Below are 12,961 nucleotides of genomic sequence, written 5' to 3' on the forward strand. Positions count from 1 at the left end.
TTGGTATGGATCAAAAGTCAAAGGAGTGAGTGATTACCTAACTGTTAACCTGAGAAGTTGCATGTCCATTCAAAGAAAATTTCTGTTCTCGGTGTCTGCAGTCATTGCGTTGTTCGCACTGATTGTAGCAATCATCACTGTGGTCACTACGTCGTCGTCTATTTCCGAGCTTGTTAAGGAGCAGAAGAAAAACACTGCGGACCGCTTAGTTAACATTCTAACCGTGACCGACGCCATTATGCTTGAGCGAGTGAAAAGCAGTATGGCGCTTCTGAAGCAACGAGGAGAAGCCTTGGGGGTTCCCAATCAAGGCGGCTATACCACTGTAAAAGCAACACAGGCACTAGAGTTAAGACTGGGGAATGTTCCGCAAGCAAACGATTTTGAATTAGTTGACGGGCTAACCAGTGTTATGGGAGGTACAGCAACGCTTTTCAGTAAAACCGGTGATGACTACATTCGAGTGAGCACAAACGTCATTAAAAATGGCGAGCGAGCAATTGGCACTAAATTAGCGCCGTCGGGAAAAGCGATTCAGAAAATAAACCAACAGCAAGCTTACTATGGTGCAGTAGATATTCTAGGTAGTCCCTATCTGACAGGTTATGAGCCCATGTTCGACGCTAGCGGACAAGTGGTGGGTATATGGTATGTGGGATATTCAGCAGACCTCAACGTTCTAGAGCAAGCGATAAAACAAAGTCATGTTCTAGAGAATGGATTTGTAGCGCTAAGAGATGGCAAGGGCAACATTCGCATGCATTCATCGCATGTTAACGATGCGCAAGTCACTGAAGCGTTGAATCAAGCCGAAGATTGGATTGTGGAAGTGGTGCCTTTTTCAAAATGGGGCTATGACATTATATTAGCCGCGTCAGCCTCAGAGAAAGCATCGATGGTGAGCAGTTCAGTGATAGCCCTAGTTTCTAAAATAGTGTTAGCCAGCGCGGGTATATTACTCACTGTTTGGCTGTTGGTGAAGTATATCGTTGGAAACCCGCTGGACGAGTTTATTGGTGTAGTTAACAACCTTTCAACGGGTGAAGGCGATCTTACTTTTCGCTTTGAGGCAAACCGAAGTGACGAGTTTGGCACCATGGCTAAAGCTTTTAACGGTTTACTTGTTCAACTACAGCAAACACTTCAGAGCGTGGATGAAGCCACCGATAATATGTTAGCAAAATCAGAAGCACTTAATACTACCGCAATGAGTTCTAAAGAGACCGTCTCGAAGCTTAGTCAAGAGACCGAATCCATCGACAACGCGATTACGATGATGCAGCAAAACGCACAAAGCGTCTCTTCTACTATAAGAAGCTCGAGTGACGCAGCTAGTGCTGCTGATACAGATACAAGAAATAGCGTAAGCGTTTTGTCTGAAACTATCAAAGATATCCAATCGCAAGCGAATGACGTCGACGCATCAGTGGAAGTAATCAATGAACTAGCACAGGCCAGCGAGGAAATTAGCGGTGTCATGGAAGTAATTAGAAACATTGCAGAGCAAACAAACTTACTCGCGCTTAATGCAGCAATTGAAGCTGCAAGAGCAGGTGAGCAGGGGCGTGGTTTTGCCGTGGTAGCAGACGAAGTACGTTCACTGGCTAGTCGTACGCAGGCTTCAACGGAAGAGATCCGCATTATGATAGAAAGGCTTCAGCAAGGAAGCCGTATCGCTTCTGAAAAAATGCAGCTGAACAAGGAAACGGCGTTTAAGACGGTGGAAACCACTAAACACGCAGGTGAGTCGTTAAACCAAGCGCTAGAGGCGGTCGCTAGAATCACTGCGCTAAATGAAGACGCCGCTAGTTTGGCAGAAGGGCAAACTTCAGTCGCTGCCGATGTAAACAGAGGGGTGATTAGTATCCAGCAGGTAGGTCAAGCCAATACCAATTACGCTAAAGAGGTTGTCGACAATTGCGAAGCTTTAGTTAAGCAAATAAAAACCATGCAAATGCAATTGCGCCGCTATCGGTTCTAAACTTCCTTTCGAAGGAAACGCCGTAATTCATAGAAAACGCTGTCAAAACTGCTTTCATGCAAACTGATAAGCGACAAAGAGGCATCATCAGTCAATGTAAAGTCAGTGTGTCTATTGTCCTTCACAGAACTAAAGAGTGCTGAATAGGCGCTCTTTTTTTGTGCATTTAAAATGTAACAAACACAAGATTGCACCATGAAAATGTTTCAAAACTGAAACAACTTAGTAATGTTACAAATTAGCTTTCCCTGTACCAAGGTTCATTCGAGTTAATGAACAAATAAACTTATTTTAAAGCTGTAAGTTTTTGATATATATACTGTGTGACTGTTTTATTATTATTTTTATTAAGTGCTTGCTGCGTATACGTATGTATAAGAATTTATACCTTCCTTATACAAATAAAGCGGAAAGCAAAATGATTAATGAGGGTAACACACAAAAGTATAAGCTGAGTAAATCAGCTAAAGTTGTAAACGCGCTGTTGGCTGGGGCATTGTCACTGGGCGCGGTATCAGTTAACGCTTCGGCCGAAACGCTTTGGCTAGAAGACTTTGAAGCGGCCGAGCTACAAGACAAAGGCGCAACTGGCTCTAATCCTGGCGGGGCAGTTCTAAACCTTGAAGGCGTTGAGCGTTGGTCGATTGATGTTTCAGAAGGTCAATTAACTGCAACTGATGATTGGTTTCGTGTAGAAAACGGCGCCATGCAAGCCCGTGATGTCGATGGCGAAGTGGTTTGGTTAAGTGAATCAATAGATATCACTGATGCGGGTGATGTCACCATAAACGCAGTGCTCTCGGAAAGCGGCGATTTTGAATCGGCTGATTACATTGATGTATTTTACTCATTAGATGGCGGCGCTTTTGAGCTTGTAACGCGTACCGAAGGGGCATCCAACACCGTACAAGATGATTTCGGTAGTGCCACGATAAATGAATCAATTGGAAGCGGAAGCACGTTAGTATTGAAAGTCGCTATGGCTAATAATGCTGGCACAGAATACTTAAATTTAGACAGTATTTCGGTAACCGGAAGCGGTGCCAATGATGGAGGAGACAACGGCGGTGATAATCCTGATAACGGGGGCGATCCTTCAAACGAACTTCTTTTCTTAAGCGGTAGTTGCTTTAATTGCCCAGATTTAGAAGCAATTAATTTAGCGAGTGATTTTGTAGCATCGGACTACTACGCCGCTTTAGATGCAGCCATTGCTAACGGCGAAAGTGCACAATCACTGAAAGAAACAACACATAACATCATTGAAAATGGTCATCGCACGCTATCATATTCTGAGGTGTGGACTGCGCTTACCTATACCGATGAAGACCCTTCAAATACTGACAATGTCATCCTTTTTTACAAAGGGATATCGCAAGGTAAGTTTACCAACGGAAGCGGTAGCCAGAGTACTAACTCAGATAATTGGAACCGTGAGCATGTTTGGGCAAAAAGTCATGGCTTTTCAAGCTCAAGCTTAACGGCATACACCGATATTCTTCACCTGCGTCCTACAGACATCTCCGTTAACAGTTCGCGCGGTAATCTTGATTTTGACTTTAGCGATAGCACACTGGCAGAGGCACCAACAAACCGTGTTGATAATGACTCTTTTGAGCCGCGCGATGCAGTGAAAGGCGACGTAGCTCGCTCTATGCTTTATATGGATGTGCGCTACGACGGTAACACTGCAGGTGATACCGAAGAAGATTTAGTATTGCTAAACCGCTTAACGTCTACCGACGAAGCAGCATTTGGCAAGCTTTGTGTGCTGCTTCAGTGGCATGAAAGCGATCCAGTTGATGAATTTGAGCGTCGCCGTAACGAGCGTGTGTTTGAAATCCAAGGGAACCGTAACCCGTTTATTGATAAGCCTGAACTTGCTTCACTTATCTTTAACGAAAGCTGTGATGGCTCGGGTGGCGATACAGGTGGAGACACAGGTGGTGATACTGGCGGCGATACAGGCGGTGATACCGGTGGAGACTCAGGTGGTGATACTGGGCCGTCAACCAATAGCATTTACATCTCAGAGTATATTGAGGGCGGTAGCTATAACAAAGCGATAGAGCTCTTCAATAGTTCGACTCAGACTGTAAGCTTGTCTGGTTATGAATTAGTTTTACTTTCAAACGGCGATACCGCCGATGCCGACCGCAAAGTGCTAGCGCTTGAAGGCGAAATTCCTGCTGGTGGTGTAGCAACGTTCGCTCACGGGAGTGCGGATGCTTCGCTTAAAGCTGGTTCAAAAATCAGCAATTTAGTAATGAACTTCAATGGAGACGATTACCTTGAGCTTGTCTACAACGGTGAAGTTGTAGATGCATTAGGTACTTTTGGCGTTAAGACTAATTGGGGCAAAGACATCACGTTAGTACGTAAGAGTTCTGTGACAGGAGGAAACTCCAACCGCAACCCAGCGTTTACCACTGATGAATGGGACAGCTTTCCAAAAGATACGCTAAGTAATTTTGGCTCTCACAACGGTTCAGTAAGCGAACCAACAGACCCAACCGATCCGACGGATCCTACTGACCCAACAGGTCCAATTGCTGAAGTCGTACTTATCAGCGCAATTCAAGGTGATGGTGAAGAATCAGCGCTTGTCGGCACGGATGTTATTGTTGAAGCAGTAGTCACCAAAGTTGTACCAGCCATGAGCGGTTTCTTTGTTCAGGAAGAAGCAAGTGATTCAGACAATAACCAAGCAACTTCTGAAGGTGTGTTTGTTTACGCAGGTTCATTTGGTCTACCAGAAGCAGGTGATGCGGTGCGTTTGCAAGGTACAGTGGGCGAGCGTTTTGGTGTAACACAATTAGCCTTGTCTGCAGATGTAGAGGTTATGGGTACTGGTAGCAGTGTGCTTTATACTTCAGTTGCTATGCCGTTTAGTCCTGATACTGATTTAGAGGCACTAGAGGGCATGCACATTAGTTTTGAGCAAACCCTTAAAGTTTCTGATATCTATAATCTTGGGCGTTATGGTCAGTTTAACGTGTCGTCAGAACGCTTATTCATTCCTACTAATCAGTTTGTAGCGGGTTCAGAAGAAGCGTTGGCGCTAGCTGAAATCAATGCACGAAACACCTTATTGGTTGAGGACGGAGCTACATCACAGAATTTGGATGATATTCCTTTTCCAGCAGGTGGTTTATCTCACAACAATCCACTGCGCTTGGGAGACAGTGTAGAGGCGCTTGAAGGCGTATTACATTATGCCTTTGGTGCTTACAACTTAATCCCTGTTGGTGATATTCAAACCGTGCGCACTAACCCACGAATTGCTGCACCACAGCTAAATGCTATCGGTGATGTAAAAGTGGCTAGCTTTAATGTGCTTAACTACTTCAATGGTCCAGAATTCCCAACCTCTCGCGGCGCAGATTCAGAAGTTGAATTTGCTCGTCAACAAGCGAAAACAGTATCTGCCATTGTGGCGATGGACGCTGACGTACTTGGTCTAGTAGAGATTGAAAACGATGGATACGCAAACGACTCTGCAATTGCGACATTGGTTGACAGCGTTAACGCGGAACTAGGCAGCGATGAGTACAGCTATGTTGCATTAGAGTCTTTGCTGGGCGGCGATGAAATTGCTGTAGGTATAATCTATAAACCAGCAGTAGTCTCGCTTCAGGGTAACCCTGTGACATCATCTGAGGCACCATTTGACTATGGCAACCGTCAACCTTTACTACAAAGCTTTAGCGTAAACAGTAATGGCGAAGACTTTACCTTAGCGATAAATCACTTCAAGTCAAAAAGTTGTGGTGGTGCGACAGACAACGACGCAGACTCAGGTGACGGTCAAGGTTGTTGGAATGAAAAGCGTACCCAAGCTGCACAAGGTCTGATTTCCCTTGTTGAGCAAAACAGCGACGTCTTGTCTGACCGCGTTATCGTAATGGGTGATTTGAATGCCTATGCGAAAGAAGACCCTATCCTTGCTCTTGAAGAGGCTGGCTACAGTAACTTGGTTAACTTCTTTGATGGCGACAGCGCTTATTCCTATAGCTTCGGCGGAGAAGTAGGTTACTTAGATCACGCTTTATCAAGCCCATCATTAACGGAATATGTGGTAGACGCAACGGTATGGCACATTAACGCCGATGAACCCCGCGTATTCGATTATAACGTAAATTATAAGACTGAAACCCAGCTTTCTAGTTACTACGGCGCTGATGCGTATCGCTCGTCAGATCATGACCCTGTTGTGGTAGTGCTTAACTTCCCAGAAGAAGTAACAGTTGGAGATTTTGATGGTGATAACGATGTAGATTACAGCGATATCATGGCCTTCTATCAACTGTTTTTGCAAGGGCAAGCGACGAGTGAAAATTACGATTTTAACGGCGATGGCCAAATCAGCTTCTTCGATATTCAGGCATTAATGGCGATGTGTACACGCGCTAACTGTGCAATTTAATTTTAGGAAAATAACAATGAAAAAATTCTTTTTACTACTAGTGGCTGCAGCAACCTTTAATGCAAATGCAGCACTCATTTCGATTACAACAGATAAAGATACTTATAACGTTGGCGAAACGATTACAGCAACAGTGAGAGCTTCAGAGTTGTCAGCAAATGGCGTTCAGACATACTTCTTTGGGTATGATATCGCTGTTTTGTTTGATTCGTTGTTTGTAAGTTTTGATCCAACTACTGTAATGGATTTAGGTGCTATTGGGGTGCCGCTTTTTGGGCCCTTAAATGATAGCTCAGCTAATTCAGCGTCACTAAGTAGTGCTACTTTTGGTCCAGTAGAGTTTTTTCAAGCTGGCAAAAATGAGGTGGACATTTTCTCGTTTGTTTTAGTTGCGCTAAATAGCGGAAAAGTCGACCTTTCATTTTCTGAAGCTCAACTATCTGATTTCTTTGGAAGTAACATCGCTGATAATAATCCTCAAGGCACAAGCTTTGAAATCGCTCAAGTTCCCGCACCAGGTACGCTAGTGCTTTCGCTCTTCGCTTTAGGTGGCATGGTTTTCGCTCGTAAACGAGCGAAGTGATAAACCCTAAATGCTGAAAATTCAAGCCCAGCTACGAGCTGGGCTTTTTTATGTCTTTTGTTATTTACATGCGGCTTTAAATGAACCACACTGAATAAAAATACAATAAGTGCGCACCATGTTAGAAACCATTTCTTTTTCACAACGCCAGCGACTGGCGTATATCGATTTCTGCCTTTTGTTTAAAGGGGCGATTCATCGCCAAGATTTAATAAATCGTTTTGAGGTAGGGTTATCGGCAGGCTCTCGTGACTTTACGCTATATAAAGAGTTAGCGCCTGAAAATTTAATCTATGATCCAAGGGAAAAGCGCTATTTTCAAACAGAAAGCTTCGTTCCGGTTTTTGAGCACGATGCAAAACGAACCTTGATAAAGCTTGCTAACGACATATCGGACGGTTTTGATGCCATTGGCGATGTACACTTTCCGGTAGAAAGTGCATCTTCCCTGAATGTGCCTGATATTTTTGTGGTCGCCAAAGTAGTACAAGCCATAGTCAACAAAAAGGCGATGAGTGTTATTTACACGTCGCTGTCTAGTGGCAGTGGCGCACGAGAACTTGTGCCGCATAGTATTGTTGATAATGGTCAGCGCTGGCATGTGCGCGCCTTCGATAGAAAATCACAAAGTTTTCGCGACTTCGTTCTGACAAGAATCAGTAAGGTTACAGTTAAAACTGAGCCTGAAATCCACGAATGCATTGAACACGATGAAGAGTGGGGAAGACTTATTTCGCTCGAAATAGTGCCTCACCCCAAAAATATCAAATATTCTACGGCAATAGAGCTTGATTACGCCATGGAAGAAGGCGTACTCAAATTAGAGGTACGCGCGGCTATGGCAGGGTATTTACTCCGCCGCTGGAACGTTGACTGCACAAAACACGCAAGCTTGCGCACTGGTGAATATCAGCTTTGGCTTAGAAACCAACAAAGTTTGGCAGACACTGACAACCTTGCTATTGCCCCGGGGTATATAGGGGGGCAAGAGGCCTACACCGTGTAGCAACTCATTGTCTGGGTTACATCTATCGGCCAAGTGAAGTTGGCCCGCAGTATTGGTGGGCACCTTATCCAATATATTTCTTAATTGTAATTAACAGGGTGTCTTTATCTAACGGTTTTGCTAGAAAGTCATCCATGCCTGCGGCCAAGCATTCTCCTTTGTCCTCGGCAAATGCGTTAGCAGTTAAAGCTATAATGGGAGTCTTAGATTCCAAGGTTTTTCTCAAAATAGTGGAAGCTTCGATACCACCCATAATAGGCATGTTACAGTCCATAAGTATCAGGTCGAACTTGTGTCGTTTGCTTACTTCAACGGCATCTTGGCCGTTCTTAACATGCAAATATTTGTACCCTTCAGTTTGCAATATAGCTTTGACAATCTCGGCGTTAATTTCGTTATCTTCGGCCAATAGTACCCGTTTCTTTTTGTTGAGTTCTTGAATCTCTTGGCGGCTAATAGGCTTTGCTTCAATCAGCTTACTTAAATCATTTTCCAGTTCACGTCTGTTGATTGGTTTGGCATGAGTCTTCCAAATACTTTCAAGTATTTCGTGTTCGTCTTCCAGTCTTTCTAGCTCTGCCGAAATTAATATTACTTTAGGAAATTTAGGCGGTTTTAAAGCTTTAAGCTGATGAAGCAAATCTACGCCGCTCATTTCTGGCATAGAAAGATCAAGAATTATGACATCAAAACTCAGCGGTTTGTCATCTAAAAATGCGTTCGCACTTTCATAGCTACAGGGCTCAATCGACATAGACGCAACGATGTGCTCAAAGTATTCGCGACTGGTTTGAAGGTCGTCAATGATTGCACAACGCAAGTTAACACTTGGCACAATATTGATATCTGGGAGCTGTGCTTCTCTTGCCTGCAATGTAAAGGTAAAGGTGCTGCCTTTGCCTGATAATGAGACCACATTAATGTCGCCATCCATTAGGTTAGCTAGCTGCTTTGCGATGCTCAACCCCAGCCCTGTGCCGCCAAACTCTCGTGTTGTAGATTGGTCAGCTTGTTCAAACTTTTTGAAAATGTTTTCTAGCTTGGAAGAAGGTATGCCAATGCCTGTATCGATAACATCAAAGTTAAGGCGATTGCCATTTTCATGTTTAGCGAGTGTCACTTTTAGCGTTACCGACCCTTCGGCCGTAAACTTAATCGCGTTGCTCAGCAGATTGTGTAAGATTTGCGTTATTCGCGTTATATCACCTTCGATAACATGGGGAAGATCTGCGTCTTTCAAATAGTGAAATTCGAGGCCCTTACGCTGGCAATAAACTCGTTGCAATGAAACTACATCGTCTAGTACTTGTAACAAGTCAACAGGGGCCTGTTCTATTTTGATTTTGCCTGCTTCAATCTTCGATATATCTAATATGTCGTTGATCAAAACTAACAGCTGCCGGCCGGCTGTTTTTGCCTTTTTTAAATACAAGTTACTTTTTTCGGGGTTATCTATTGCCAGCTCTATCATGCCAAATAAACCGTTCATTGGCGTACGCAACTCATGGCTCATACTTGATAGAAATTCCGATTTTGCTTTACTGGCTTTCTCTGCTTTTTCTGCCGCATTTTGTGCCAATTCTTTCGAGTGCTCTAGCGCGTTAATAGAACGTTTAACCTGACGTTCCATAGGAAAGAAAATAAGTGCGGCTTCTATACTCAGCAGAACAAGTGCTGCAAGCCACAGGTACATTTCAATAGTAAGCACCGTATCTACACGTGAAATTGCGTCTTGTTCAAATTGGCTGACAACATTGTCTAGCTGCTGTAGAAGCGAGGTAAGGTTTTGAACTGGCATAATAGGAGACGTTTCGCAGCGTGCATTTGTTAACAAGCTCTCAGCGTTATCGACAAAGTTTTTGACTTTTGAATCAAGCTGTCCTTGTTGGAAATAAGTGTTAAACGTTTGGATAGGCAGATGTTCCAACGAAACAAGATACTCATGATTTTGTTTGAATTTAGCAAGATCTTGCTTTAAGTAGCCTAATTCTTGATTGTCTTTACACAATGTCGATGAAGCAGCGAGCATCGCTATGCGTTGCGATAGCATACGCTGCTGGCCTGCAATATTAATAATTTCTCCATCTTGCTTTTGTTCTTTAATTAATCCTGAAAGAATTAAAAAAGACAAGGTAATTAGCGATGCTGTTAGCGCTAAAGCAACGATATATCGAAAACGTATGGACATAAGGTATAGAGATGCACAGTGGTAACTAAAAGATAATAGATGCCAAGTGGTTACGCAATGTGCTGAGAAAATTACTTTATTAAGTCACTCTATCTATCATCGCTTGGAAAATGGTTTGGCCCCCAGCCTCGCAATACCGCCTCCTTAGTGTAAAAAGCGGCGTCTTTATCATTCAGAATATGAGAGTTTATTGCTGGTGAGGAGATTGCTTTAGGTGCACCTTCTCCATGAGACTGGTATTCGGAAAATCTTGCTTCTGTGTGGGGGTTAAATGGTCTCTTTGTACCTGATGGCGTAGTTCCATCCATGGTAGTCCAGCGCTTTTGGATGATATGACCTGCCATATAAGTGTTGATAAACGTGGTTTTACCTACAGCGTAAGGGTTTGCATATCGGCCATCTGAAAAGGTGGTTGTTGGATGCCAAGGCCTTCCCAGGGCCACGCTTTCATCTGGAACGCCGTTTTCTCTTTCAAGCCTACAGTTATTGAACGTTAATCCATAAGGACGCTGTAAATGAGTGCTTGGGGCGGTAATGTAGCCTGTTAGTCCTTCGCTATCACCGCCAGAATAACGTGTACGAGAAACAATAGAAACGCTTTCAAAAAACGCGGTGCCCTCACCAAAAATGAAATCAATGTGTCCTGCTATTGTTCCGCCTTCAATCAGAGCGCGGTCACCTTTTAAATAGAGAGTGTCTTGGTAACCCCAGAGTGCGACATTTTTAAGGTAAGTGCGATCGGAGTTCACATCGGTTTTAAGCGCTACTGCCTGCGTACCTGATAATCGAGTAGGGTCGTCTTTTGCTTTGACCTCGTTACCGGGGTAATCAAAATCATTGGTGATAGTGATATTTTCCAGAGTGATATTATCACCTAAAATCTCTACAGTAGCAGTGCGACGAGTTCCCCATTTTTCATCAGAGTTCTCTGCGACTTTTTGACCTGCATATCGATTGAAAACGATAGTCGTTGTTGCTTGCGACTGGCCTATCAAGTGAACGTTATCAACGTTAATGACGACACGCTCTCGATACATGCCTTCGTTAATAAAGACGGTCCATACTTTATCTTTTTGTGGCTTGTGAGACTCTATATAAGCAACAGCTTGGGACACAGAGTTAAAATGAGGTAAAGCGTCCTTACTTGCGTCATAGTCATCGTCACTGTCATGTGATTTAGCTACTACTACATCCGTCGTTGCTGGCATTGCCGCGCTCAATCCACTGAAAAGTATACTTGTTAGCAACACAAAGGCTAAATTAAGACTGACACGTGCTTTATTAAATTCCATAGTCTTTATTCTACAGCGCGTGCTTGTTAAATGGTTGGCTATTAATAAACACATTGTTTATTGAAAGGTGCGCTACGTTTTCGATAACGGCATCTTTAAGCGCACGTTTTATCGTTATGTTATTTAACATCAACCCAGAAATAGGCGTATGGTCATACCCGCGAAGCACAAAGGCCCGGTTAGCTGACGCAACGTTTAAGTTCTCTATAGTGATATCTTCCAGTAGAGGAGGGAAGTTACCGGCATCACCTTCTTCGTAGAAGAAATTCACAACAACAGCGTCTTTCACCGTCCCAACATCGATATTGCGATAGTTTAAATTTTTTAGGTGACCACCTCGAATACTGTTGGTTTTAATTCTAATGCCGCGGTCTAAATCAGGGCTACTCATGTTGCAATACTGAGCATAGAGATTCTCTACACCACCGGATATTTCACTGCCGATTACAACACCGCCATGGCCAGCCTTCATCTCGCAATGTTCTATAACGATATTACTGCAGGGAACATTGACCCTTCTGCCGTCTGCATTGCGTCCAGATTTAATGGCGATGCAATCGTCCCCTGTATCAAACGTGCAGTTAGAGATAAGAACGTTCGTGCAGCTTTCAGGGTCGCAGCCGTCCGAATTTGGTCCGAAACTTTTACAGTACACGTCGTTAACGGTGACGTTCTTGCAAAGCACTGGGTTAACTAACCAAAATGGAGAGCGCAGGATGGTAACACCCTCGATAAGTACATTTTCACAGCGGTAAGGTTGTATAAACGGAGGACGCAGGTAGTTATCTTCAAAAACGCGGTCACTAACGGGGGTCCCGTTTTCTACCATTTCTTGCAGCGTGTCTCGGGTATATTTTTGGTTCTCAACCGGATCGTCACCCCATGTTGAAGCCTTCCACTTACCTTTCCATGGCCACCAGTTGTCTTTCGCCGCGCTACCGTCAAGCGTACCTTTGCCGGTAATTGCGATATTACTTTGCTCAAAGGCATAAATAAGAGGGGAGTAGCCCATTAACTCCATACCTTCCCAGCGAGTAAAAACGTAAGGTTTGTAGTCATCAGGATGGGTAGAAAATCGAATGGTTGCGCCTGCCTCAATATGCAAGTTTATATTCGACTGTAAGTGAATTGGGCCGCTGCATAGCCAGTCGCCTTTTGGCACAACCACTTTGCCACCACCTTGGCGTGCGACTTGGTCGATAGCTGCATGTAACGCTTGCTTAAAGTCACTGCCATTTTCTTTTAAAAAGTCGGTAACATTAGCTTCGCGCTTTGCAAAGGTGGGGCGCTTTATCATTCCTTTAATAAGGTTTGCTTCGGCGTCCCACTGGCGTTGAGTCCTTCCCGTTTCGGTCACATTTGCACATCCAGGTAGGAATGTAGGAACACCTACAGCCATCCCAGAAGCTGCAACAGTGGTGGCGAGACCAGACTTTAAAAAATGACGTCTGGTATTCGGTGAGTTAGGTCGGAACATCATATACC

At 44.0% G+C, this 12,961-nt stretch carries 7 protein-coding genes; 4 read left to right on the plus strand and 3 right to left on the minus strand.

Annotation, left to right across the window (positions count from 1 at the left end):
• Positions 1 to 61: 61 nt before the first annotated feature.
• From AC27KT_RS18570 to AC27KT_RS18585, 4 genes are all read left to right on the plus strand, one after another.
• A complete protein-coding gene (locus AC27KT_RS18570) occupies positions 62 to 1,981 on the plus strand; it encodes a methyl-accepting chemotaxis protein (protein ID WP_487132386.1) in 1,920 nt (639 codons plus the stop codon).
• Positions 1,982 to 2,399: 418 nt separating this feature from the next.
• The gene (locus tag AC27KT_RS18575; protein ID WP_487132388.1) at positions 2,400 to 6,407 is read left to right on the plus strand and encodes an ExeM/NucH family extracellular endonuclease; all 4,008 of its coding nucleotides are present in this window, start codon (positions 2,400 to 2,402) and stop codon (positions 6,405 to 6,407) included.
• A 16-nt stretch (positions 6,408 to 6,423) separates the two neighbouring features.
• Positions 6,424 to 6,990: a PEP-CTERM sorting domain-containing protein gene (locus AC27KT_RS18580; RefSeq protein ID WP_487132452.1), complete on the plus strand. Its 567-nt coding sequence runs from the start codon at positions 6,424 to 6,426 to the stop codon at positions 6,988 to 6,990.
• Positions 6,991 to 7,108: 118 nt separating this feature from the next.
• Positions 7,109 to 7,996, plus strand: coding sequence for a WYL domain-containing protein (locus tag AC27KT_RS18585; protein ID WP_487132391.1), 888 nt, complete (start codon positions 7,109 to 7,111; stop codon positions 7,994 to 7,996).
• A gap of 64 nt (positions 7,997 to 8,060) precedes the next feature.
• Here AC27KT_RS18585 and AC27KT_RS18590 read toward each other — a convergent pair whose 3' ends face one another.
• The 3 genes from AC27KT_RS18590 to AC27KT_RS18600 form a co-directional block, all read right to left on the minus strand.
• A complete protein-coding gene (locus AC27KT_RS18590; protein ID WP_487132393.1) occupies positions 8,061 to 10,184 on the minus strand; it encodes a response regulator in 2,124 nt (707 codons plus the stop codon).
• A gap of 89 nt (positions 10,185 to 10,273) precedes the next feature.
• Positions 10,274 to 11,392 carry a pectinesterase family protein gene (locus AC27KT_RS18595; RefSeq protein ID WP_487132395.1) on the minus strand — a complete coding sequence of 373 codons (1,119 nt, stop codon included), beginning with the start codon at positions 11,390 to 11,392 and terminating at the stop codon, positions 10,274 to 10,276.
• A 94-nt stretch (positions 11,393 to 11,486) separates the two neighbouring features.
• A complete protein-coding gene (locus AC27KT_RS18600; protein ID WP_487132397.1) occupies positions 11,487 to 12,953 on the minus strand; it encodes a glycoside hydrolase family 28 protein in 1,467 nt (488 codons plus the stop codon).
• Between the last annotated feature and the right edge of the window lie 8 nt (positions 12,954 to 12,961).

It is taken from the genome of Alteromonas sp. 5NW40-0090 (assembly GCF_057552975.1).